Here is a 22,175-nt window from a genome sequence, read left to right on the forward strand (position 1 = left end):
GCGGCCCTCGTGGCGCAAGGCCTCGAGCGACGCGCCGGCCCCGACGGCGACGCCGCGGAGCGCCATCGGCACATGCAGTGTCCAGCTTCTCGGCGATGGTGGGCGCGTGCCACATCTCCGCCCGGGTCATATCTCCGGTGACGCGCGCCTGGTGACTCGGAAGGCCCAGCGGTCAAAGTCCGTCTGCGTCACCACCCGGTAGCCCGCCACGAACCTTTCGGCGTGCTCCGGAGCAGGCTGACGAGGGTTCGCGGCTCCTACGCTCTTCGGATCGCCGAATGCGAGATCGAGCCCGGCGAGCGCTCCGTCATCGCCAAGCGTGAGCTCCGCCTCGAAGTCTGACTCCATGTATCCGCCGGGACCCGCGAACAGCCAGCACCGGCCCGCCAGCGCCACGCCCCGATCGAGCAAGCGAACCGCTCTCGCATCGAAGCCATCCGAGCCCAGCTCCAGAAGCTCCGGGACGATCCGCCACTCGAGGAGGCTGCAGATCTTGTTCGCTGGGTCCGTCACCACAACGGGTGCGGACGCGAGCATCTGGCTCACCAGGCGCGCCAGCTCCCGCTCCACCGCCTGCAGCGAGAAGCGGGTGGGGCGTATTCCTGCGACGATGTCGTCGACGATGTCTCGATAGCGCTCGAAGTCCTCGTCCTCGACCACCAGCTCGTAGCCGGCGCCGGCCGCGCGAACGCTGAGCGCCAGCGTGGGATGCCGGTGCGAGGCCCTCCGGAGCGCCTCCTCCGCCTCTTCTCGCATCAGAGCTGTCAGCAGGGGTCTGGCCACTCCCTCCAAAACTACCGGAAGAGAAAGTCGAATGTAATGGCCGGCGTATGGGCGGGAGAGAAGCCTGGAGGGGCCCGCGCGCCGGGGCCAGCCGCGCACCTGCCGTGGGCACTCCCAGGTGCTCCAATATCGAGCGCACCCCAGCGGGGCCCGTCACATATGGATGCATCGCAACCGGAATGCCCCACGTTGAGCCGATCACGCCGCGTGGTCCTGCACCGATTCTCCTACCTGACTGCCGTTTTCGCACAGTGAAACGCGTGCATGTCCGGCGCAAACCCATCACGTTCGACGTAGGGCCGGACGCGCATCGGCGGCGGCGAAATGATTTGTGAACAAACAGCCGAGCGAGGCCACGACGCCGGCAACGGCCGTCCCCGGAGCGCCTGTGAGCAGCGTTTGTCGCGCAATCTCGAAGCGACGGCGGCGGAGGAACGCAACCGGCGGAATCCCCCGAGCCGCGATGAATGCAGCGCGAAGCGATCGCTCCGGCACCCCGGCGGCAGCGACGATATCAGCCAGGGAGATGGGCTCGCCCGCGTGCGCCTCGATGACGTGAAAGAACAGCACCGCCGCGCATGTCGGCGGATACAACAACCAGGCCAGTGGGCCCTCTCGCAACGGAACGAACCACCAGGTCCAGCACTGGAAGAACAGCAGCACGCCCGATACCGCCAGCAGAGCAGGGGTCAGGAAGATGCTTCGTACGAAGGGCACGAACTTGTGGGCCAGAAAGGCAACTCCATGGGGAGCGGCCAGATACAGCCAGTTCTCCGCGAAGAACCGCAGGGCGCCATCGCCGAAGGTCAGCGAGCGCGCTGAAAACAACACGGGTAACCCGAGTGCTCCGGCGACGCCCACGCGCCGCCACCAGGGCCCCTGGGCAATCGTTCCGTCTTCGGGTTGCAAACGCATCTCCTCTGTTCGAGTTCAGGCAACCCCATGCCCGGGATGCACGACACCCTAGCGAGTCCCATCGAATCCGCATGGAACAAAGACGTCCGCCATCGAAAAGCAGCCGTGTATGAAGCCACTCGGCCGCCACCGGATGTGGAGTGAGCGGCCTCATGCCCGGAGGGCCCGGGCTCACGGCGAGGCGGTCGCGTCGAGGTCGGTGAGCGAGAAGTCGTCCATGGTGAGCGTGCCCACCTGGTCGAGCGACATGCCCAGGCTGAGCGCCTTGGCCGCCGAGGGCGCGGCGGGCGTCGTCCACTCGGCCCGGGTGTAGGTGCTGGCCGCCGGCAGCAGCGGCCCCTGCGTCCAGAAATCCCAACCGCCCGAGGAGTTGCGGTAGTACGCCTTGAACCGGACCGGCGTGGTGGCCTTGTACCAGGCGGAGACGCGGTAGTGGTGGCCGGTGGTCGCGGGGGGCGCGCACGAGCCGCCGTCCTGCAGGTTGATGAGCTTGCGGTCTCCGCTGGAGATGCTGGTGATGCGCACCTGCTGCGCCCAGCTTCCGCCGTGGGCATCCGTCGTCCGCGTCCAGGTGAAGGAGTTGGTGCCGAAGCCGCCGCGCTGCCAGCAGTCCGGCGTCCCGTCCCCGTTGCTGTCCGCTTCGAGCGACGGGTTCTTGAAGAGCTGCGCCGGGGTCACCTCCTGCGGGAAGGTGACGGGCGGCTTCAACACCCCGCCGATGACGGTGTCCATGCGGACGACCGTGGTTCCCCGCGAGGCGCGCTGGGCCAGCCAGTCGAGGAACGCCGCCAGGTTGGCCGGAGTAATCGCAAACGTCTCACCGCACCCGTCGCAGATGTGGTGGAAGACGATGGGCACCCAGCCGCCGCCACTCTCTTCCGCCCGGAGCACGTAGGCCTGGAGGGTCGCGAGCGAGGTGGTGTCCTGCACGGAGCCGTGCGTGCGGATGGCGTAGGCGTCCGCGGGAGGAACGGACTCCGCGTAGGGATTGCCGGAGCTGCCCGTGGGAGTGCGCAGGCCGCCGCTCTCCCGGGCCGAGTTGTAGTTGCAGTCGATGACGATCTGCCGTGTGACGGAGTCCTTGTCACCGAATGGGTAGGCGAACGAGGTCACCCGGAAGCCCTGGTTCAGCAGGGCCACCCGGTCGTTGCAGATTTCCCGCCGCTGTTCGTCCGCCGTCAGCGTGGTCAGGCGCGGGTGGGTCAGCGTGTGGCCGCCAATCTCGTGTCCGGCGTCCTGGAGCGCACGCACCTGGGCGGCCGTCAGACGGCCGGATAGGCCCAGCTTCCCACTGTTGATGTAGAAGGTGCCGCGCATTCCCCGGGCTTCTAGCATCGCCGCAGCCTGGAGCTGGCTGGAAAGACAGTCATCGAAGTTCAGCGAGACGCGTGTTGGCATGGTGGCCCCCCTGGAGGCTTGCCCTCAGCACGGGCGGCCGCAGCGGGAGTGCGCGGGGGCACCGTCACTGGAGTTTCGAAACGAAGATGGCCATGGCACGCTGCGCAAGAAAGGCCATTGTCCCTGGGTTCGATTCCCCACCCTTCGCCGCGCCGCAGTGCCAGCTCGCGGGGAAGAGCAGGCCCCGCCTTTCGTGGGGAGGGAGGGGGTCCCGCCCCCTGCACCGTGGGGCGAGACGCAGGCTGACGCGGGGTCGCCTGACCGCCCAAGGGGATGCGCGGCCTGCGCCGCTATCGTGCATCACGGAGGCGCGGGCACCACCTGGTCAAGCCCATCGAGCCCGGCCAGTTGCTCCGGAGTCTCCGCGAGCTGAGCCAGGCGCCCCTGGAGGCCGAAGTTCGGGATTGACCGCTGGGTGGTGGAGAGTCTCGAGGCTCAGTCGAGGCCGCTCCTGTCCTCGTCCGTCATCTTGTGGCTCCAGATCCGCATGAAGGACGGGACCTTCTCGCGCGGGAAGTAGCTGATGTCCGCCAGGCACTGGCCGATGTCGTCCTGATCGACGACGAGCGGGTTCACGCCGCGGCCTGCTTCCGACAGCGGCGTCGAGAGGAGCGGCAGGAAGGGACTTTTCTCCGCGAAGAAGTCGATGCTCCAGATGCGCTTCTTGCGCATCGACCAGATGGGGCAGCGGCGTCCAAATGGGGCCGCCTTGGCGAGGAATGGCTTGACGTCCGCCTCGAGTTCGCCGGCCGCCTTGCTCTTGAAACTCTCGAGGTCCGCCGGGTACTCCTGCGCGTGAAAGACCATCACCACGTCACTGACGCTGCTGAAGTCGGCCCACGAAAGATGTCCGTGGAAGAGGTCGTTGCGGCTGAGCGCCCAGGGCTGCTCACCGCCGTCGAGGTGCGAGTTGACGACGTCGAGCACCATCGCGAAGAGCGTGTCGAAGAAGAGCGTCACGTCCTTGTCGACGAAACGATGGAACGGTGCCCCGCCGCTCGCCCAGTTCTGGAGCTTCTTGAACCCGGGCTTCCCCGAGAGCGCGTAGGTGCTCTCCTTGTCGAGTGCGTCCTTGTCGAGCGGCGCCGAGTTCTTGCGCAAGCTCCGGATCGCCCCCGACGGAGACATGAGCGGCAGTTGCTCGATGATCAGCGGCACGTCCAGCTTGGAGACGTCCACCACGTCGACGCTGGGGTGGTGCTTGTCGGGGGTCTGGGCGTTGAGCGTGGCGAGGGCGACCTGGAGATTGGGATTAGGCATCCGGCGAGCGTAGCTACGCCGTGCGCGTTTGAGCAAGCCAGGATACTTTGCGCGGCATGACGCCCCACGCCCCCACCCTGTTCCTGGGCGATGCCTCGGTGCGTCGGCTGCGTAAGCCTCCGATCCAGCCCAGGTAGTGTCGGTGCATGAGGGGCCGCAGAGTGCGCGGCGAGATGACGACGAGCACAGCGACGACGAAGACGGAGCCGGCGTGGTTGGAAGCAGCGCGGCGGCCGAGGTGGACACCGGAGGTAGCAGAGCAGGTGGTGCGAGCCTGGGAGGAGGAAGGAGGCACGCAGTCGGCCTTCATGCGCAAGCACGGGTTGCCGCGCGAGAGGCTGCGCTTCTGGACGCGCAGGCGAGAAGGGAAGGAGGGGACGAGGACGGCCATGTCCTTCGTGCCCGTGGAGGTGACGCCCGCCGAGAGGCGCGAGGCGGGGCGGGAGCAAGGGGAGGCGGTGCGGGTGGAGGTGGGCGGGGTGAGGGTGCGAGTGGAGGTGGGAGCCAGCCAGGAGTTGGTGGAGCGGGTGCTGCGAGCGGTGAAGGCGGTGCAGGGGTGCTGAAGCTACCGGAGGGAGTGAGAATCTGGGTGGCGACGCAGCCGTGCGACATGCGCAAGCAGGCCGACGGGCTGAGCGCGCTGGTGGAGGGCAGCCTGGGGCAGCAGCCGAAGTCGGGCCACCTGTTCGTCTTCTTCTCCAGGAGAAGGGACTTCGTGCGCATTCTCTTCTGGGACGCCAACGGGTACTGCACCGTCAGCAAGAGGCTGGAGGCGGGGCGCTTCCGGGTGCCTTCGCCCGTGGAGGGCCAGGCCGCGGTGCACCTGGAGGTACGGCAGCTCTCGGAGCTGCTGTCGCTGGTGGAGGCCAGCAGCGCGGTACGGAGAGGCGAGGTGCACTGAGTCCGCGCTTGCGCGCCGGGCATGACTTCGTGCATAGGCAAGGCGCGCATGACTTCCGCCGTCAGGAGCGAAGAAGAGAGGGGCCAGCGGGAAGAAGCCCAGCCGCCCGCCTTCGAGGGGGATGACATGGAGGCGGTGCGCGCCTACATGCTGCAGCTGCTGACGGAGGACCGCGGCGAGCAGGCCATTGAGATGTTGTTGGGCCTGTTGGGCCGGCTACGCGAGGAGCACAGCTCCACGGTGGTGCGACTCAAGGAGGCACTGCGGCAGCTGTACGGGCGGCGCAGTGAGAAGACTGCCGCCAATCAGCTCCAACTCCTGCTCTCATTCCTCACGCAGCAGCAGTCCGCCGAGCCAGAGGCCGTGCCCGCCACCGCCGACGGCGCACAGGCAGCCGCCCCGGCGGCCCCGCCGRCTGACGCACCGAGGAAGCCACCCAAGCGTCCGCCCCTACGCGGCGCCCAGGCCCTGCCCGCGCACCTGGAGAGGCGAGAGGTGCTGGTGCAGCCAACGGCCGAGGAGTGCGTCTGCCCGGGTTGCGGCCAACAGCGCACGCCTATGGGCGAGGAGATAAGCCAACGGCTGGAGTTGGAGCCGGCGCGCTTCTTCGTGCGAGTGGAGAAGCGCCCGAAGCTTACGTGCCAGCGCTGCAAGGAGGGGGTGGCCGCCGCGCCCGCTGGTGAGACGCCACTGCCGGGAGCGCTGCCCGGCCCGGGGCTGCTGGCGCAGCTGCTGGTGGGCAAGTACCGCGACGGGCTGCCCCTGCACCGCCAGCAGGCCATTTTCGACAAACGCCACGGTGTGAGGCTGCCCGCCTCCACTCTGGGCGACTGGGTGGCCGGGGCCAGTGACTTGCTGTCGCCCGTGGTGGCGCAGCTCAAGCAGCGCACGCTGGCGGACGCCTTGCTGCACACCGATGACACCGGAGTGCGCGTGCTGGACAGGGAGGATGCCCGCGGCGTCAAGCGCGGACACCTCTGGCCGTACGTGGGCCAGGGCGGCAACGTCTTCGTGGAGTACACCCCCGACTGGAGTGGCAAGGGCCCCCAAGGGGTGCTGGCCGACTTCCGGGGCTACCTGGTGGTGGACGGCTACAAAGGCTACGAGGCCCTCTTCGGCCCCACCTCCCCACGCATTGAGGTGGGCTGTTGGATGCACGCCCGGCGTGGCTTCGAGCGCGCCTACGTGGCCGGCGACGCTCGCGGCGGCACGGTGCTCACGCTCGTCCAGAAGCTGTACGCCGTGGAGCGGCAGGCTCAGGAGGAGGGGCTCTCTCCCGAGGCGCGCCTTACCCTGCGCCTCGCGCACAGTCTGCCTGTATACGAGGAACTCTTCGGCTTGCTTACGCAGTGGGCCCCGCACGTGCCCCCCAAGACGCCTCTGGGCAAGGCCATTGCCTACGCGTGCAACCGCTCTGTCCCCCTCGGCCGCTTCCTCGAGGACGGGCGTCTGCCGGTGGACAACGGGGAGGTGGAGCGCCTCATCAAGCTCATTGTCCTCGGGCGCAAGAACTGGCTCTTCCTGGGCAGCGACGCGGCCGGACACCGGGCCGCCAACGTCTACTCCCTCGTCCTCAGCTGCTACCGGCTGGGCATGGACCCGTGGGCCTACTTCCGCGACGTGCTGCCCAAGCTCGGCGATACCCGATTCCCCGCCTCCCGCCTCGCGGAGCTCCTCCCCGAGGCGTGGGCCCAGCAGCAGGCTCAGCAGCGATAGGCTTGTCGATGTGCCGTCCATCACGCGGCCACCGTGCCACGCTCCTCGGTGGCCGACACCATGGGCTGGACCGGAGGCTTACGTTGTGCCAGCCCTCGCCCATGCTCAGCGCGCCGAACAGCAGGTTGTTGAAGCCCTGCACCGCCGCGCCCTCGTTGTGCCAATCCTGATAACCGTGCCGGTGCGCCACGTAACCCACGAGCCAGTGGCCCGTCACACTGACCGCCACGCGCACGAAGCTCCCCCACACCAGCCAGGGCAACCCGCCCACCGCCAGGAACAGCACCGCCCAGGGCAACTGCTGCAACATCCAGGTGCGCTGGAGGAAACCGTGGAAGGCATCCGCTTCCACCTGCTCATCCAGACGGGGCTCGAAGGGCCGGGCGAACTCGAATCGGCAGTGCAGGTTCCAGAAGTAGTCGCGCCACATGGGCTGCCGGTGCGCGAAGTAGTCGTGGCACCAGGGCTCGTTCTGCTGGAAGTCCCGCGTGTTGTGCATGCGCACCAGCGCGCGAGGCCCATCCAGGCCCACCAGCACTCCCAGGTAGGTGAGCGCGTACTCCAGCCACACCGGCACCCGGTAGGAACGATGGATGAGGCCCCGGTGGATGCCCACCGAGTGCCCCGCGCACAGCGTCAGGACCGTGCTCCCCACGAAAAGTCCGAAGGCCGAGGGGGTGAAGGTAGGAACCGCCCCCACCACCGCCACCAGCGACACGAGCCCGAACCACAGCGATTTCGCCGGGTTCCACCGCACCTGCCCGTCACCCGGGCGCACCGTGTTTCCACCAGACATGACCACCTCCACCCGGGAGTACCGGAAGAGGTGGCGGCGGTTGCGGGGGGCTCGCGAATCCATCCCAGGCCCCGCTCATGGCCTCCGCAACGACTCGTGGCTACATCAACACCGAGGAAGGTGCGGACATGAGCAAGAGCATCCTGGCAGCCGCGATCGCGGCGATGGCCTGGGCAGCGGCGGGAACAGCCAGCGCCCAGCAGCAGATGGCCGGCAGCTACCAACTCCAGCAACCCATGGCTGGCAGCTATCAGCTCCAGCAGCCCATGGCTGGCAGCTACCAACTCCAGCAGCCCATGGCCGGCAGCTACCAGCTCCAGCAGCCCATGGCCGGCAGCTACCAGCTCCAGCAACCCATGATGGGGAGTTATGAGCTGCAGCAGCCGCTCCTGGGGAGCGACGACTTCCAGGAGGTCCCCCCAGCCGGCTACTACGTGCAGCCGCTCCCTGGGAGCTACTACCTCCTGCCGGTGCCTCTCGGTGGCTATTACCTCGTGCCGGAGGACCCCGGCATGGAAGGTGATACCGATCTGGAGTCCTGGCCCTGGCCAGAGGAGCCCTGACCGGCGAAGGCTCCGCGGCCAGGCGGCGGAGCCTCTCCACTGCGAGCGTATTCCTCTGGGACGCGAGGCGCGATACACCTGGGGCCGCCATGGCAGAGACCCCGATGAACATCCCCACCGTCGACCTCACCGACCTCTCGTCGAAGGACCCCGCCCGCATCGAGCGCGGCGCGGCGGCCATCCGGGAGGCCTTCGGCGTCTTCGGCCTCGTGTACGTGAAGAACCACGGAGTCGATGCCCAGGCGCTCGAGCGCTACTACGACGCGTTCCGCACGTTCGTCTCCTGGCCCACCGAGGCCAAGCGGCCCTACGGCCGCGCGGACATCTGGTACCAGCGCGGCTGGACGCCTCCCAATACCGAGGTGGCCGTGGCCAGCAACGGCCAGCCGGACTTCAAGGAGTGCTACTTCGCGGCGCCCTACCCCTCCGACGAAAGCTCGGCGCTCGAGTTCCCGCAGATCTATCCCGAGAACGTGTGGCCCCCGGATGCGCCGCCGTTCTTCCAGGAGGGCCTGCTCTCCCTCGGCCGGTCGCTCCACGAGGCGGGGCTCGGGCTTCTGCGCGGCGCGGCGGTGGCGCTCGGGCTGCCGGAGACGTCCTTCGCGGACCTCTGCCAGCGGGGCCCTCACGTCACGCGCGCCCTTCAGTACCTGCCACTCACCGCCTCCCAGGTGAACACCGGCATCGTCTGGGGCGAGGAGCACACGGACTTCAACCTGCTCACGCTGCTGCCCGGAGGCCGGTTCCTCGACCCGAAGGGCCAGCCGGCCAAGAGCCCCGATGACAAGAGCGGCCTCTACCTCCGCACGCGCCCGACGCCCGAGGAGCCCAAGGGCCTGATGGTGCGTGGCACCGCGCCGGCGGGGTGCATCGTCGCGCAGGTGGGCCAGCAGCTGGAGATCCTCACGGGAGGCACGTTCCTCGCGACGCCGCACGTCATCACCGCGCCCGGCGTGCCGGGCTGGCAGCGTCAGTCGGCCGCGCACTTCATGCACGTGCACACCAACACGGTGCTCTTCCCGCTGTCGAAGTTCCGCACCCCCGACGCCGTGCGGAACTACGCGCCGCCGGTGCTCGCGGGCACGTACGACATCAAGACGCTGGTGGACATCGGTCTGGCCCCCTCGAGCGCGCTCGATCAGCTCGGCTACCGCCACTACGACCGGCTCAACCAGATGCGCGCCGAGAGCGCGAAGTCCTAGAACGACTCCTCAGCGCAGCGCCTTCACCTTTGGCAGGAGTCTGGCCGCACGGCTCTGGACATTGGCGTACGGGTCCAAGCGCGCCGCCTCCTCGAGGAAGGGAGCCGCGGGGGCGCCGACTTCCCGGACGAGGAAGTCGGCGCACTTCGAGTGGTAGCGATCACTCACCAGGCAGCGGATGACGTTGCGGATGAGCTTCGCGTCCGTGCGATAGACCGGGTTGTTGCGCATGGCCGCGCCGTAGGAGGCGAGGCCATCCACCCAGCGGAGGTTGTCGAAGTTGACGTGGCCCTCCAGATAGGGGGCGTAGGCGCTCTGGGGGTACTGCTTGCGCAGATTGGCGAGCTCGCGGAGCGTCTGATCCCTGCGCCACTCCTTGCCCTCCTTCACCCAGCGTTCGAGCTGCTCGATGTTGGGAAGGTCCTCCCGCGGAACGGTCCCCTCCGGAGCGGAAGTGGCCTGAGCGGAGGGCGCCTGAGTGGAGGCCGCCGGCTTCTCGCTGGGGGCGGGCTGTTGAGGCTGTTGCTTCGGTGCGGGGGTGTTCTTCGCAACGGGAGAAGGCTCGTTCGTGGCGGGCGGGGTCTCCCGCGCCTCCGGCCAGAGGAGCGCCGCGCCGAGGCCCAGCAGGAGCACGCCCGTGGCCCCCACGGCCACCATCGGGCGCTTGTCCCGGGGCGGCACCAGCGCCCGCGTGTCGGGCACCGTCTCCTGGGGACGGCTGGGGACGGTGGCATCGAGAGCAGGGGACGGGGCCGGTGCGTGGACCTGCACCGTGGGCGACTCGGAGGAGGCGCGCCCCTCCGGTAGGGCGTCCAGCGCGGCGGCGAACTCCGTGGCGGACTGGAAGCGATCCCCAGGGCTTTTCGCCATCGACTTGCGGACCACCGCCTCCAACTGGGGAGAGAACCCCGCCCCGGAGCGAATGCTGCCCAGCGTGGGCGGAGTGGCCTCCTGGTGCATGCGCATCACCTCGGTCGAGCCCTCGCCAACGAAGGGCTTGGCTCCGGTGAGCAGTTCGAAGAGGAGCACGCCCACGGAGTAGAGGTCCGCCCGCGCATCGATCTCCCCGGCGCGGATCTGTTCCGGGGCCATGTAGCTGGGGGTGCCCACGGCCAGGCCCGTGGTCAGGCCCGTCGCCATGTCGCGAAGCTTCGCCAGCCCGAAGTCCAGGATGCGCACCTGCTCGCCCAGCCCGACGGCATCGGTCAGGATGATGTTGTCCGGCTTGATGTCCCGGTGGACGATGTTCTGCGAGTGGGCATGGGCCAGCCCCGCGAGCACCTGTCGCACGAGGCCCAGCGCCCGCTTCACGGGCAGCGCCCCGCCTTCGCTCACCAGCGTGCGCAGCGTCTGCCCCGTGACGAAGTCCATCACCATGAAGGGGGCGCCGTCCTGCACGCCGTAGTCGATGAGCGGAACACAGCACGGGTGCGACAGCCGGCTCATCGCCTGCGCTTCGATCTGGAAGCGCCGCTGGGAGCTCACGTCCGACGCCATCCAGGAGTGGAGGAACTTGATGGCCACGGCCCGGCCCAGCTCCAGCCGCTCGCCGCGGTACACCACGCCCATGCCTCCCTCGGAGAGCCGCTGGAGGATCCGGTAGCGCTCCTGCAAGACAGTGCCGATACGGGGGTCGGAGATGGCGGTGGCTTCCATGACAGGCGCGGGAGGTTATCAGGCCCGGCCCCTCGCGAGTGAAACACGGAGCACCTCGGCAAGAGCTGGCGTTCAAGCGAGGGCCTGGAGCCCAGCCATCGCGACCATCTCGCCTGCCCAGGCGTCCAGCGGTTACCGGCCGATCTTCACTTCCTTGGCGTGGATCTCATCCGCTTCGATCCAATCCGTCTTGATCTCCTTGGCGTAGATGATCTCCGCGGAGACCTCCGAGGTGTGCACCTCACTGCCGCCCCAGCCCCCGCCCTTGCCACCCTTGCCGCCACCCTTCCCGCCCTTGCCTCCCTCGCCGGAGTAGATGCGGCCCACCCGGCCATCCCGCGCCTTCACCTCTTTCGCGTAGATGATCCGCGCGTAGACGCGCTCGGCCTTGATCTCCTTGGCCCGCAGCACATCGTCCGGAGGAGGCGGCCGCGGAGACGGGTGCGGCTCGCCCGGAGGCATCGGGTAGGGGTACTCGCCCCGAGGCGGCCGCCGCGGCCAGTCATCGTAGAGGTGGACGCGGCAGCCAGAGACAGCCACCGCCAACAACAACAACAGCAGAGCAGATACTCGCATCATGGAATCCCCATGTTGTCGACCAGCACCGCGTTGGAGCTGGGCACCGTGGCCTGACCGGCCGTGAAGCGGTTGCGCAGCAGTGACACACCATTGCCGGTGATGGTGGCGCTCGCGATGTCAGAGAAGGACACCGACAGGTTGTTGGCGTTGCTCGTCAGCCGGCCGTTGATCTTGACGCCCCGCATCCGGTTGCCGCCTCCGAGCACCGTCACGTTGCCCTCGATGGTGGAGAGCGGCCCGTCCTCGGCAGACCAGGCGCCGAAGATGAGCACCCCCGCGGCGCGCAGCTCGAGGTTGCCGGGGTACGTCCCCGGGGCCAGCACGATGATGGTGTTGTCACTGGCGGCCGCCCGCGCGATGTCGTCGCCCGGCGCCACCTCGACCACCGTGCCGCCGATGGGGTAGCGCACCGGGGGGATGATCTGCTGCACCGTGCCATCCCGGTACGCCACCACCACGTCGTACAGCTCCTTCTCCTGCACCACCTGGAAGGAGGTTGTGCCGGGATTGAAGTCCAGCGTCACCGTTCCCGTCGGCAGATCCTCCACCAGCGCCAGCCCCGTCGGGTCCGTCTGGACCGGCTCCAGGTCCGCGGCCTTGAACTGCACCCCCGAGCGCGCGGAGCCCGTCACGACCGTCGTGGTGGACCCCTGGTTGATGACCGGATTGACCACCACCACCGCGCTCGTCACCTCTCCAAAGCGGCCCGTGACCGGGGTGGGCTCTCCACACCCCGCCAACGCCATGGCCACCGCTACTCCCAGAAATCGTCGCATGTGAAATCTCCGCCCATGGACCCGTGCGCGGGCGACATGGCCACACGCCAGCCTTCGGAGGCACGCGCTCCGGACCTCGACCCGCAGCGGACCTTCATCTTTCAAACAGAGACGTACAAATGGCAGAGTCAGGAGAGCGTATGCCCCTCGTCACCGAGCCCTACATCGTCCAACGCGAGCGCTGGCCGCGAGCGGGCCGGCACATCCTGGCCCAGCATGACGAGCGCACCGTCGTCGTCTACCAGGCCTACAATCCGCGCATCGGCCACTTCGCGGCGGAGCACCGCTACTTCGGGGGTGACTTCCGCCTCGGCCGCATGAGTTGGATCAAGAGCAACTTCCTCTGGATGATGTACCGCTGTGGCTGGGCCTCGAAGCCGGACCAGGAGACGGTGCTCGCGGTGTGGCTCCGCCGCGAGGCCTTCGAGTCCCTGCTCCCCCAGGCGGTGCACTCCAAGCACGTGCCGGAGGTCTACGGCTCCCAGAAGCAGTGGCAGGAGCAGCTCGCCCGCTCCGACGTCCGGCTGCAATGGGACCCCGATCACAGCCCCAGCGGCGGTCCCCTGGAGCGGCGCGCCATCCAGCTCGGCCTGCAGGGCGAGGCACTCCGGCGCTACTCCCGCGAGTGGATCGTGGACATCGAGGACATCACGCCCTTCGTCCGGGAGCAGCGCGAGCACGTCCGGGACGACCGGCGCGACCTGCTGCTCACGCCGCGCGAAACGGTGTTGTGGCCCGCCGATGAGGCCACGGCCTCGCGGCTGGGGCTCTCACGGCCCTCCTGAGCCGCGTGGTAGGACGAGGCCATGCGCCTGCGCCACCTCGCCCTGGTCCTCGCCCTGCCCCTCCTGCCGGCCTGCAAGAGCCAGAAGGAGGCGCCTCCTGCCCCGAAGACCGCGGCCCAACCCCCCGCGACCCAGAAGAGCCGCATCGGGCTCGTCCTGGCGCTCGGAGGACGTGGGGATCAATCCTTCAATGACTCGGCCCTGCGCGGCCTGGAGGTCTGGGCCGCGGGCGTGAAATACGAGGGAGGCGGCTACAAGGACGTCACTCCCGAGGAGCTCGAGTCCACGCTCCAGCTGTCGCTCGGACAGGACAGGGCCCGGCGTAACCTCCAGGTGACGCCGCTCGGCATCACGCCCGTCGTCCTCCAGAGCCGGGTGGCCGAGGACTACGAGCCCAACCTCCAGTTGCTGGTGGAGGAGCAGGGCGTGGAGCTGTCGCTCGGGGTGGGCTTCATGCTGGAGAACGCGGTGGAGGCGGCGGCGAAGCGCAACCCGGGCAAGCACTTCCTCCTGGTGGACAGCCCGCTGCTGTCCGCCCAGGGCGAGCCGTACACGCTGCCCAACGTGCGCACCGTCGTCTTCCGCGAGGAGGAGGGCTGCTACCTGGTGGGCGCGCTGGCCGGGCTCACGACGAAGACGGGCAAGGTGGGCTTCGTGGGCGGCATGGAGATTCCGCTGGTGAAGCGCTACGAGGCCGGCTTCCGCGCGGGCGTGGCGGCCACCAACCCCAAGGCCACCGTGCTGTCCAACTACACCGGTGGCTTCACGAACTTCGCGCTCGGCAAGCAGGTGGGGCAGGACCTGCTGACCAAGGGCGCGGACGTCGTCTTCGCCGCCGCGGGCGTGGACGGACTGGGCGCCATCCAGGCCGTAAAGGAGGCGCGCGACGAGGGGAAGACCGTCTACGTCATCGGCGTGGACTCGGATCCGTCACACCTGGCGCCCAAGGCCGTGCTGTCCGCGGTGGTGAAGCGCGTGGACCTGGTGGTGTACGAGGCCGTGAGGGATCAGGTCCAGGGCCGCTTCCAGGGCGGCAACCAGTCCCTGGGCCTGAAAGAGGGCGGCATCACCTACGCCCCGGTGCGGCTGGACTTCCCCGGCAAGGCCGGCGCCCTGGCCCGGCTGGAGGAGTTGAAGGGGAAGATCATCTCCGGGGAGATCCAGGTGCCCACGCACCCGGATCAACTCCAGCCCTCCACCGCGGTTCCTGGTACGCCCTGAGCGCTCGCGCTCAAGGAGCCTTCGCGGCGGCCTGGAGCACCTTGCACGCGGGCTCGAGCCCGAGGTCGCACGCCTTCTGGATGAACTCCCGGGAGCGCTCCGGGCTCTTCGCCACGCCGCTGCCACTGCGGTGGGCGATGCCGGCGTTGAGGCAGCCTCCCGGGAGCTCCGCGGCACAGGTCTTCTCGAAGAGGGAGACGGCGCGCTTCGGATCCTTCGCCACGCCGTGCCCCGCCATATAGGCCACGCCGAGACTGTTGCAGGCCGTCATGTGCCCCGCGTCGCAGGCCTTCGAGAAGAGGGCCGTGGATTTCTCCAGGTTCTTCTCCAGGCCCTTGCCGCTCGCATGGGCGATGGCGAGGCTGAAGCACCCATCCGCGTGACCCTTGGCGCAGGCCTTCTCGAAGGACGCGCCGGCACGCACCGGATCCTTGTCCACGCCCAGGCCCGCGTTGTAGGCGAGGCCCACGTTGAAGCAGCCCTTGGCATCCTCCGCCTTGCAGCTCTTGTCGAAGAGCGCGAGGGCCTGCTTCGGATCCTTCTGCACGCCCGCGCCCTCCGCGTAGGCGATGCCCAGGTTGTTGCAGGCGTCCAGGTGCCCCTTGTCGCACGCCTTCTTGTAGAGGGCGGCCGCGCGGGCATCGTCCTTGGTCACGCCCGCGCCCTGCGCATAGGCCAGCGCCGAGTTGAAGCACTCCCCCTTGTCCCCCTTCTTGCAGCCCTCCTCGTGGACCTTGGCCTGGCGGGCCAGCTCCTCGCGGCCGAAGAAGGCCTCCTGCTTCTCGGCGGCCTTCGTCGCGGCCTTCGGGCCTGCCATGGCGGGCGCCCCCAGCAGGGTAATGGCCAGACCGAGGCCGAGCACCCACGAGCGCCGGCCGTTCTCGGTTCCAGAGCGAAGCATGTGAAAATCCTCCCGGGCGCGAAGGCCCATCCTGCCGGATGGGTATAGCCAGGATCTCCGCTCGCGCGAAGGGGACTCGCCCGCCAGCAGCTTGCGTGCCTCCTCCACGGCGCGGATCCTTGAGTTGTGCAACCTCGAGTTGTGCAACCACGGTTGTGAATCCGACGGGAGGACCCATGTCCACGACGAATCTCGATACCGCGCGCCGTTACTTCCAGGCCATCGAGCAGGGAGCGACCGGAGAGGCGCTGGCCGCCTTCTTCCACCCCGAGGTGAAGCAGATCGAATACCCCAACCGGCTCGTCCCCACGGGGGCCACGAGGGACCTGAGGGCGCTGCTCGAAGGAGCGGAGCGCGGCCAGAAGGTGGTGGCCTCGCAGCGCTACGAGATACGGCACACCCTGGAGCAGGGAGACCACCTGGCCATCGAGGTGGACTGGAGCGCGACGCTCAAGGTGCCGGTGGGCTCGCTGCCCGCAGGAGGAACGATGCGCGCCTCGTTCGGGGTGTTCCTCACCTTCCGTGAAGGCCGCATCCTCTCGCAGCACAATTACGACTGCTTCGAGCCCTTCTAACGAAGACTGCTAAGCTGGCCTCCCGCCAGGAAGCCAGCCCCCCATGTCCATTCCCAGACTGCTGCAGGCGGACACGCCCGCGGCTCCTCCGGAGCAGCCCTCCCCCTCCCCGGACTCGCCCGGGGTGCAGGTGGAAGGCGTCAACAAGGCCTACCGCCGGGGACAACGCGTGTTGTCCGACGTGCACCTCCACATCCGCGCCGGAGAGACGTTCGGCATCATCGGCCCCAACGGTGCGGGGAAGACGACCCTGTTCGGGTGCATGCTCGGCCTGCTGTGGCCGGACTCGGGCACCGTGCGCGTCGCGGGCCTGCCACCGGATCACCTGGAAGTGCGCCGCCTCACCGGCTACCTCCCCGAGCGCCTCACCTTCGACTCGGGGCTCACCGCGCGCCAGTGCCTCGCCTTCCACCACGCCCTGGCCGAGCGGCCCGTCCGCGAGCGTCCCCAGGAAGTGGAGGCCCTCCTCACCCAGGTGGGGTTGGACAAGGCCGTGTGGGACCGTGACACGCGCAAGTTCTCCCGGGGCATGATGCAGCGGCTCGGCCTGGCCCAGGCGCTCGTCGGCCAGCCCCGTTTCCTCTTCCTCGACGAGCCCACGCTGGGCATCGACCCCGAGGGCGTGCTGCACCTGCGCGCGCTGCTGCGCGACATCAAGTCCCGTGGCGTCACCGTCATCATCAACTCCCACGACCTGGCCCAGCTCGAGAAGGTGTGTGACCGGGTGGCCCTCTTCCGCGCCGGCCGCGTGGAGGCCATCGAGGACCTGGGCTCGCCCTCCGCCACCCTCACCCGCCATGTGCTGGTGGTGCGCTGGGCTGGCACCCAATCCCTCTCTCCCGAGCAGCTCGCCACCGTGACGCGGGAGACGGGCGCCACGCAGCTGGACCCCGCGGAGGACTCGCTGCGCTTCTCCGTGGAGGATGACTGGGGTGCCTCGCGCCTGCTGGGGGCCCTGCTCCAGGCGGGCCTTCCCGTGGCCAGCGCCTCCCGCGAGGAGGGACGGCTGGAGCGCTTCTTCCAACAGCAAGGAGACCGGACCCCATGATGAGCATGCCCCTCTACCGGTCCCGCGTCACCCGGAGCTTCCACCGGTTCTCCACGCTCGTCCCGCCGCTCGCCTTCGTCATGGTGTCGCTGGCCTGGAGCGTGGCGATGCTCCTCTACACCAACTTCCTCCTCACCCCGGAGATGGAGCTCCCCAAGGAGATCTTCCTCATCCCCCTGGGCGTGGGACTGTCCAGCATCGGCCGGGACGCCACGGAGGGGTTGCTGCCGGTGCTGCTCACCCGTCCCATGCGGCGCTCCACCTACGTGCTCAGCCAATGGGCGGCCATGGGCACCGTGGCCTCCATCTGGGCCCTGCTCCACCTGGTGTTGCAGTGGGGCCTCATCGTCTCCGCCACGCCCCACGGGCCCATGCCGCTGGAGGTGCTGTACAACGCCATCGGCCGGGTCTCCCTGTGCTTCGGCATGGCCGCCACCCTGGTGTGCTTCTCCACGCGGATGCCCGGCTGGGGACACCTCGCGCTGTGGGGTGTGCTCTTCTTCATCGCCGAGCGGGTACTGCCCGGACTGGGCAAGGACGAGTCGGCCCGGTACGCCCTCACCGTGCGCCAGTATCTCCTGGGCGTGCTCATGCCCGAGCTGGACATCCGCAGGACGTTCGCCGCCACGCCCGTGTCCTGGCTGCGGCTCACCACGTACTTCTCCAATGTCACGCTGATGCTGCTGCTCGGCATCCACATCTTCAATCACCGCGAGGTGTCCTATGCGTCGCGTTGACCCGGGCTCCACCCGTGCGCTGCCTCGAGGGCTGCTGGTGGCCGCCGTGCTGCTGCTGGGCGCCCGGGGGGCCAGTGCCCTCTACGAGAAGCACAACCCCTCCCAGCCCTGGAGCCTGGTGGCCTGGGTTCCCCTGGAGCAGGCCGAGGCCCTCTCCCGCGAGCGCCATCTGCCCATCCTCTATTACTTCTCCGCCGACTGGTGCGCGCCCTGCCACATCATGGAGCGCGACGTCTTCAACAACGACTACGCGGCCCGTGGCATCAACGCGCGCTACATCCCCGTGAAGCTGAAGGATCGCCGCGAGGAGGAGGGCGTGAACCTGCCCGCCGTGCAGGCCCTCATCAAGGCGCACTCCGTCAGCGGCTTCCCCTCCTTCGCTGTCGTGGGAGTGGACGGAAAGCGCCTCCGCCTGAAGCAGGGCTACGGTGGCTACACCTCGATACTCCAGTTCCTCCTCATCCCCACGCCCTCGGATTGAGACACGCCTGAATCAGCAGCAGCGCCCGCCGCCGCTCTTGTAGCGGGCGCGCATGCGCTCGTCGAAGAACTCCGGGTAGCTCATCACGGGCCGCCCGGGGTGCTTCGAGCGCATGTGCTGGACGTAGGTGTCGTAGTCGGGCACGCCGATGATCAACCGGGCGGTCCGCACCGCCTGGTGCCAGAACCCCGCCAGCGCGTTTCTCACGGCGCCCATGTCAGCGGCCCACCGTGGCCAGGGGAACGGGAGCCGACTCCTGCGCCGTGGGGACGGCCGAGCGGCGGGCGGCCAGCGCGGCGCGGACACCGAACGCGACGGTCGCCACAACCAGCAGCATGAAGAAGACGGTGAGGGTGGCGTCCACGTAGTCGTTGGTGACGACCCGCTCCATCTCCTCCAGGGACTTCGCGGGCGCCAGCACCCTGCCCTCCGCGGCGGCGGTGGAGAACGCGCGGGCATGGGCGAGGAAGCTCACCCGGACGTCACCGCCGAACACCTTCTGCCAGCCAGCGGTGAGCGTGCAGCACACCAGCCACACGGTGGGGAGCGCGGGAATCCACAGGTAGCGCTCGCGCTTCATCTTCACGAGCACCACGCAGGCCAGCGTCAGCGCGATGGCGGCCAGCATCTGGTTGGCGATGCCGAACAACGGCCAGAGCGTGTTGATGCCGCCCAGCGGATCCACCACGCCCTGGTAGAGGAAGTATCCCCAGCCGCCCACGCAAATGGCCGTGGCGAGCAGGTTGGCGGACCAGGACTCCGTCTTTCGCAGCGGCGCGTACACCAGTCCGGCCAGCTCCTGGATCATGAAGCGGCCCACGCGCGTGCCAGCGTCCACGGTGGTGAGGATGAACAGCGCCTCGAAGAGGATGGCGTAGTGGTACCAGAAGGCCATCATGCCCGCGCCCCCCACGAGCCCATGGAGGATCTGCGCCATGCCCACGGCCAGGGTCGGCGCGCCGCCCGCGCGGGACAGGATGGAGGACTCGCCAATCTCCTTGGCCGTCATGCTGAGCACATCGGGAGTGACGACGAAGCCCCACTCACTGATGGTCCGCGCCGCCTGCTCCACGGTGGTGCCAATCAGGCCCGGCGGCGAGTTCATGGAGAAGTACACGCCCGGGTCCAGCACCGAGGCGGCGATCAGCGCCATCATCGCGACGAAGGACTCCATCAACATCGCGCCGTAGCCCACCATGAGCGTCTCTCGCTCGTTGGCCAGCATCTTCGGCGTGGTGCCGGAGGAGATGAGCGAGTGCCAGCCGGACACCGCGCCACAGGCGATGGTGATGAAGAGGAACGGGAACACGTTTCCGGAGAACACGGGCCCGGTGCCGTCGATGAACCGGGTCACCGCCGGCATCCTCAGTTCCGGCGCGGCCAGGATGATGCCCACGGCCAGCAGCAGGATGGTGCCGATCTTCAGGAAGGTGGACAGGTAGTCGCGCGGCGCCAGCAGCAGCCACACCGGAAGCACCGAGGCGCAGAAGCCGTAGGCGATGAGCATCCACGCCAGCGGCTTGCTGCCATAGGTGAAGAGCGGGGCCAGGGACGGAGCCTCGGCGACGAGGCCCCCCAGCCAGATGGAGAGCATCAACAGCACGAAGCCGAGGATGGAGACCTCGAGCACGCGGCCGGGGCGCAGGTAGCGCAGGTACACGCCCATCAGCAAGGCGATGGGGATGGTCATGGCCACGGTGAAGGTGCCCCAGGGGCTGTCGGTCAGCGCCTTGACCACCACCAGGGCCAGCACCGCGAGGATGATCATCATGATCATCAGCACGCCGATCATCGCCACCACACCGGCGGCGGGGCCCAGCTCCAGGCGCACCATGTCGCCCAGGGACTTGCCGTCGCGGCGGATGGAGAGGAAGAGGATCACGAAGTCCTGCACCGCTCCGGCCAGCACCACGCCGAAGAGGATCCACATGGTGCCCGGCAGGTATCCCATCTGCGCGGCGAGCACCGGGCCCACCAGCGGACCGGCGCCCGCGATGGCGGCGAAGTGGTGGCCGAACAGCACCCACTTGTCGGTGGGCACATAGTCCAGGCCGTCATTGCGCAGCTGCGCCGGCGTGGCCCGCGAGGGGTCCAACTTCAAGGCCCTGTCGGCGATGAACCGCCCGTAGAAGCGGTAACCGAGCATGTAGACGCAGACGGACGCCACCACCAGCCAGGTGGCGTTGATCGTCTCGCCCCGGTGCAGCGCCACCGTGCCCAGACAGAAGGCGCCGACGACGGCGACCAGTGCCCAACCCAACCTGCTCGCGACACGACCCATGACCCCTCCGGTCCTGTGTATCGCGGCAACGTTCCCGCCCGGGACGCACGGGGTCAATGATCAAGTTCCCTCCCATGCACCAGTCATCAACACACGGCGCCACGTCTCCCCTCTCCCCTCGGGAGAGGGTCGGGGTGAGGGTATCCGGACCCGTTCTCCAACCCGTGGCCCACACTGTGGACAGGGGTTCAACCCTGGATGCGTGACACCCTCACCCCGTCCCTCTCCCGGAGGGCGAGGGGAAATGGCCGTGGTGTCAGCGCTTTTTCTCAGGGGCCCACCTTCGCGGAATCACTCCTTGCTCTTGGGGCCACCGCTCTCGAGCTGGCGGATGATGTCCGAGAGGTCGTCCTGCTCCTCCTGGATGACGAAGACCCCTTCCTCGGCGGGCACGGGCTTCGGCGGAGCGTCGTCCTGCGTGACACGCTTCGGCCTGGGCGCGGCCGGCCGGGGAAGCGGCTCGACGGACCTCTCCACCGGAGTGGCCCGGAGAGCGGAAACGGGTACGGGAGGAAGCTCGGCCGGGGCCTCGTCGGCGGGGGACGGCAGGTGCCAGTCCGTCTTCCGGTTCAGCCACTCCGCGTAGCGCGTGAACGTCCAGGAGCCATCGGCGGCGCCCGTCTCGATGGTGGAGGGAAGCTTGAAGAAGAGCCCCTGGCGCACGAGGCTCTTCACGGGCGTGCTGCCCGGGAGCACCTCGCACTCGGGCACACGGATGCCGAGCTCCGGGCGGTAGCGCAACCGCTGGCTCACCACCCCCACGAGGCAGTCCGCGAGCTGGGCACACACCGCGCCCTGTATCTCCGGGGGAAAAGCCGACACCACGCGCTGGAGCGCCTCGCCGGTGCTCGCCGAGTGCACCGTCGCGAGCACGAGGTGCCCCGTCTCCGCCGCGCTCAGCGTCAGACGCATCACCTCCGGGTCCCTCATCTCACCCACCATGAGAACGTCCGGATCCTCCCGGAGCGCGTCGATGAGCGCCTGCTCGAAGGAGGGCGTGTCCCGGCCCACCTCCCGCTGGCGGATGAAGGACTGGCGCGGCACCAGTGCGTACTCGATGGGGCTCTCCACCGTGATGATGTGCCGGGCCTCGTTCAGGTTGATCTCCTGCAGCAGCGCCGCGAGCGTGGACGTCTTCCCGGAGCCGGTGGGGCCACTCACCAGCACCAGCCCATGGGCCGGCTCGATGAGGCGGCGCAGGTCCGGGTGGAGGTTGAGCTTCTTCAACGTGGCCTGGGCGGAGGCCAGCAGGCGGATGGCGAAGCCCACGCCGCGCGCGCTGCGCAGGATGTTGATGCGGCAGCGCTGGCCCTCCACGTTGCGAGAAACGTCATACGAGCACCGCTCGACGAACTCGGGCCAAGCGTCATCACCGATGATGTCGCGCGCCATGGCGGTGAGCACCGCGGCCGGCACCGCCTCACCCGCGAGCCGCAGCGCGCCGCGAATCCGCAGCGCCATGGGCATCTCGCCCTCGAGGTGGATGTCGCTCGCTCCCTGCTCACGGGCGAGCCGGATGAAGGCTTCGAGACCCACGTGTGTCCCCTCCTACCGGAGCGAACCCAAGCAACCGGTATGCCGCGTGCACTCCCGGGGACATT

At 68.6% G+C, this 22,175-nt stretch carries 22 protein-coding genes; 11 read left to right on the forward strand and 11 right to left on the reverse strand.

Going from position 1 to position 22,175, the window contains the following annotated elements:
* Positions 1 to 126 precede the first annotated feature (126 nt).
* The 4 genes from BO221_RS09910 to BO221_RS09930 all read right to left on the reverse strand — a co-directional run bounded on the left by BO221_RS09910 (position 127) and on the right by BO221_RS09930 (position 4,356).
* Positions 127 to 783 (reverse strand): hypothetical protein, encoded by a 657-nt coding sequence (locus BO221_RS09910; RefSeq protein ID WP_143195355.1) that lies wholly within the window; start codon positions 781 to 783, stop codon positions 127 to 129.
* A 282-nt stretch (positions 784 to 1,065) separates the two neighbouring features.
* The gene (locus tag BO221_RS09920; RefSeq protein ID WP_073560117.1) at positions 1,066 to 1,692 is read right to left on the reverse strand and encodes a helix-turn-helix domain-containing protein; all 627 of its coding nucleotides are present in this window, start codon (positions 1,690 to 1,692) and stop codon (positions 1,066 to 1,068) included.
* A gap of 177 nt (positions 1,693 to 1,869) precedes the next feature.
* Positions 1,870 to 3,096 carry a polysaccharide deacetylase family protein gene (locus BO221_RS09925; RefSeq protein ID WP_073560118.1) on the reverse strand — a complete coding sequence of 409 codons (1,227 nt, stop codon included), beginning with the start codon at positions 3,094 to 3,096 and terminating at the stop codon, positions 1,870 to 1,872.
* Positions 3,097 to 3,531: 435 nt separating this feature from the next.
* Positions 3,532 to 4,356, reverse strand: a complete 825-nt coding sequence (locus BO221_RS09930; protein WP_073560119.1) for a hypothetical protein — start codon at positions 4,354 to 4,356, stop codon at positions 3,532 to 3,534.
* Positions 4,357 to 4,529: 173 nt separating this feature from the next.
* On the opposite strand from BO221_RS09930, the gene BO221_RS09935 reads away from it, so the two are divergent.
* From BO221_RS09935 to BO221_RS09955, 5 genes are all read left to right on the forward strand, one after another.
* Positions 4,530 to 4,919, forward strand: coding sequence for a transposase (locus BO221_RS09935; RefSeq protein ID WP_073560120.1), 390 nt, complete (start codon positions 4,530 to 4,532; stop codon positions 4,917 to 4,919).
* 26 nt (positions 4,920 to 4,945) lie between these two features.
* Positions 4,946 to 5,257: an IS66 family insertion sequence element accessory protein TnpB gene (gene tnpB / locus BO221_RS09940; RefSeq protein WP_198956079.1), complete on the forward strand. Its 312-nt coding sequence runs from the start codon at positions 4,946 to 4,948 to the stop codon at positions 5,255 to 5,257.
* Positions 5,258 to 5,305: 48 nt separating this feature from the next.
* On the forward strand, positions 5,306 to 6,973 hold the full coding sequence (locus BO221_RS09945) for an IS66 family transposase (protein ID WP_073560122.1): 1,668 nt from the start codon (positions 5,306 to 5,308) through the stop codon (positions 6,971 to 6,973).
* A gap of 924 nt (positions 6,974 to 7,897) precedes the next feature.
* Positions 7,898 to 8,332 carry a hypothetical protein gene (locus BO221_RS09950; RefSeq protein WP_073560123.1) on the forward strand — a complete coding sequence of 145 codons (435 nt, stop codon included), beginning with the start codon at positions 7,898 to 7,900 and terminating at the stop codon, positions 8,330 to 8,332.
* An 89-nt stretch (positions 8,333 to 8,421) separates the two neighbouring features.
* Positions 8,422 to 9,534, forward strand: coding sequence for an isopenicillin N synthase family oxygenase (locus tag BO221_RS09955; protein WP_073560124.1), 1,113 nt, complete (start codon positions 8,422 to 8,424; stop codon positions 9,532 to 9,534).
* A gap of 9 nt (positions 9,535 to 9,543) precedes the next feature.
* Here BO221_RS09955 and BO221_RS09960 read toward each other — a convergent pair whose 3' ends face one another.
* From BO221_RS09960 to BO221_RS57280, 3 genes are all read right to left on the reverse strand, one after another.
* Entirely contained in the window at positions 9,544 to 11,190 is a 1,647-nt protein-coding gene (locus BO221_RS09960; RefSeq protein WP_073560125.1) for a serine/threonine-protein kinase, read from the reverse strand.
* Positions 11,191 to 11,322: 132 nt separating this feature from the next.
* Positions 11,323 to 11,769: a hypothetical protein gene (locus tag BO221_RS54805; protein WP_158079809.1), complete on the reverse strand. Its 447-nt coding sequence runs from the start codon at positions 11,767 to 11,769 to the stop codon at positions 11,323 to 11,325.
* A complete protein-coding gene (locus tag BO221_RS57280; protein WP_143195356.1) occupies positions 11,766 to 12,545 on the reverse strand; it encodes a hypothetical protein in 780 nt (259 codons plus the stop codon). The genes BO221_RS54805 and BO221_RS57280 overlap by 4 nt, the downstream gene beginning before the upstream one ends.
* Before the next feature lie 140 nt (positions 12,546 to 12,685).
* Here BO221_RS57280 and BO221_RS09975 point away from each other — a divergent pair, with 140 nt between their 5' ends.
* Both BO221_RS09975 and BO221_RS09980 read left to right on the forward strand, forming a co-directional pair.
* On the forward strand, positions 12,686 to 13,330 hold the full coding sequence (locus tag BO221_RS09975; RefSeq protein WP_073560128.1) for a DUF4291 domain-containing protein: 645 nt from the start codon (positions 12,686 to 12,688) through the stop codon (positions 13,328 to 13,330).
* Positions 13,331 to 13,351: 21 nt separating this feature from the next.
* Positions 13,352 to 14,551 (forward strand): BMP family protein, encoded by a 1,200-nt coding sequence (locus BO221_RS09980; RefSeq protein ID WP_073560129.1) that lies wholly within the window; start codon positions 13,352 to 13,354, stop codon positions 14,549 to 14,551.
* A 10-nt stretch (positions 14,552 to 14,561) separates the two neighbouring features.
* On the opposite strand, the gene BO221_RS09985 is transcribed toward BO221_RS09980, so the two are convergent.
* Complete coding sequence (locus BO221_RS09985; RefSeq protein WP_073560130.1) at positions 14,562 to 15,452, reverse strand: tetratricopeptide repeat protein; 891 nt, start codon at positions 15,450 to 15,452, stop codon at positions 14,562 to 14,564.
* A 176-nt stretch (positions 15,453 to 15,628) separates the two neighbouring features.
* On the opposite strand from BO221_RS09985, the gene BO221_RS09990 reads away from it, so the two are divergent.
* The 4 genes from BO221_RS09990 to BO221_RS10005 are packed head-to-tail and all read left to right on the forward strand — an operon-like array spanning position 15,629 to position 18,293.
* Entirely contained in the window at positions 15,629 to 16,027 is a 399-nt protein-coding gene (locus tag BO221_RS09990) for a nuclear transport factor 2 family protein (protein ID WP_073560131.1), read from the forward strand.
* Between the two features lie 43 nt (positions 16,028 to 16,070).
* Positions 16,071 to 17,075 carry an ABC transporter ATP-binding protein gene (locus BO221_RS09995; protein ID WP_073560132.1) on the forward strand — a complete coding sequence of 335 codons (1,005 nt, stop codon included), beginning with the start codon at positions 16,071 to 16,073 and terminating at the stop codon, positions 17,073 to 17,075.
* Positions 17,072 to 17,812 carry a hypothetical protein gene (locus tag BO221_RS10000; RefSeq protein WP_073560133.1) on the forward strand — a complete coding sequence of 247 codons (741 nt, stop codon included), beginning with the start codon at positions 17,072 to 17,074 and terminating at the stop codon, positions 17,810 to 17,812. The genes BO221_RS09995 and BO221_RS10000 overlap by 4 nt, the downstream gene beginning before the upstream one ends.
* Positions 17,799 to 18,293, forward strand: coding sequence for a thioredoxin family protein (locus BO221_RS10005; protein ID WP_083680894.1), 495 nt, complete (start codon positions 17,799 to 17,801; stop codon positions 18,291 to 18,293). The genes BO221_RS10000 and BO221_RS10005 overlap by 14 nt, the downstream gene beginning before the upstream one ends.
* A gap of 12 nt (positions 18,294 to 18,305) precedes the next feature.
* Here BO221_RS10005 and BO221_RS10010 read toward each other — a convergent pair whose 3' ends face one another.
* From BO221_RS10010 to BO221_RS10020, 3 genes are all read right to left on the reverse strand, one after another.
* Positions 18,306 to 18,509: a YbdD/YjiX family protein gene (locus tag BO221_RS10010; RefSeq protein ID WP_073560135.1), complete on the reverse strand. Its 204-nt coding sequence runs from the start codon at positions 18,507 to 18,509 to the stop codon at positions 18,306 to 18,308.
* Position 18,510: 1 nt separating this feature from the next.
* A complete protein-coding gene (locus BO221_RS10015; RefSeq protein WP_073560136.1) occupies positions 18,511 to 20,574 on the reverse strand; it encodes a carbon starvation CstA family protein in 2,064 nt (687 codons plus the stop codon).
* Between the two features lie 291 nt (positions 20,575 to 20,865).
* Positions 20,866 to 22,110, reverse strand: coding sequence for a type IV pilus twitching motility protein PilT (locus tag BO221_RS10020; RefSeq protein WP_073560137.1), 1,245 nt, complete (start codon positions 22,108 to 22,110; stop codon positions 20,866 to 20,868).
* Between the last annotated feature and the right edge of the window lie 65 nt (positions 22,111 to 22,175).

It is taken from the genome of Archangium sp. Cb G35 (genome assembly GCF_001896145.1).
Classification (GTDB): domain Bacteria; phylum Myxococcota; class Myxococcia; order Myxococcales; family Myxococcaceae; genus Archangium; species Archangium violaceum.

Coding starts and splice junctions, on each gene's coding strand:
- BO221_RS10005 (WP_083680894.1), top strand. CDS start 17,799: ATGCGTCGCGTTGACCCGGGCTCCACCCGTGCGCTGCCTCGAGGGCTG.
- BO221_RS09995 (WP_073560132.1), top strand. CDS start 16,071: ATGTCCATTCCCAGACTGCTGCAGGCGGACACGCCCGCGGCTCCTCCG.
- BO221_RS09990 (WP_073560131.1), top strand. CDS start 15,629: ATGTCCACGACGAATCTCGATACCGCGCGCCGTTACTTCCAGGCCATC.
- BO221_RS10015 (WP_073560136.1), bottom strand. CDS start 20,574: ATGGGTCGTGTCGCGAGCAGGTTGGGTTGGGCACTGGTCGCCGTCGTC.
- BO221_RS10010 (WP_073560135.1), bottom strand. CDS start 18,509: ATGGGCGCCGTGAGAAACGCGCTGGCGGGGTTCTGGCACCAGGCGGTG.
- BO221_RS09925 (WP_073560118.1), bottom strand. CDS start 3,096: ATGCCAACACGCGTCTCGCTGAACTTCGATGACTGTCTTTCCAGCCAG.
- BO221_RS09950 (WP_073560123.1), top strand. CDS start 7,898: ATGAGCAAGAGCATCCTGGCAGCCGCGATCGCGGCGATGGCCTGGGCA.
- BO221_RS54805 (WP_158079809.1), bottom strand. CDS start 11,769: ATGATGCGAGTATCTGCTCTGCTGTTGTTGTTGTTGGCGGTGGCTGTC.
- BO221_RS10000 (WP_073560133.1), top strand. CDS start 17,072: ATGATGAGCATGCCCCTCTACCGGTCCCGCGTCACCCGGAGCTTCCAC.
- BO221_RS09975 (WP_073560128.1), top strand. CDS start 12,686: ATGCCCCTCGTCACCGAGCCCTACATCGTCCAACGCGAGCGCTGGCCG.
- BO221_RS09930 (WP_073560119.1), bottom strand. CDS start 4,356: ATGCCTAATCCCAATCTCCAGGTCGCCCTCGCCACGCTCAACGCCCAG.
- BO221_RS57280 (WP_143195356.1), bottom strand. CDS start 12,545: ATGCGACGATTTCTGGGAGTAGCGGTGGCCATGGCGTTGGCGGGGTGT.
- BO221_RS09960 (WP_073560125.1), bottom strand. CDS start 11,190: ATGGAAGCCACCGCCATCTCCGACCCCCGTATCGGCACTGTCTTGCAG.
- BO221_RS09980 (WP_073560129.1), top strand. CDS start 13,352: ATGCGCCTGCGCCACCTCGCCCTGGTCCTCGCCCTGCCCCTCCTGCCG.
- BO221_RS09935 (WP_073560120.1), top strand. CDS start 4,530: ATGACGACGAGCACAGCGACGACGAAGACGGAGCCGGCGTGGTTGGAA.
- BO221_RS09955 (WP_073560124.1), top strand. CDS start 8,422: ATGGCAGAGACCCCGATGAACATCCCCACCGTCGACCTCACCGACCTC.
- BO221_RS09985 (WP_073560130.1), bottom strand. CDS start 15,452: ATGCTTCGCTCTGGAACCGAGAACGGCCGGCGCTCGTGGGTGCTCGGC.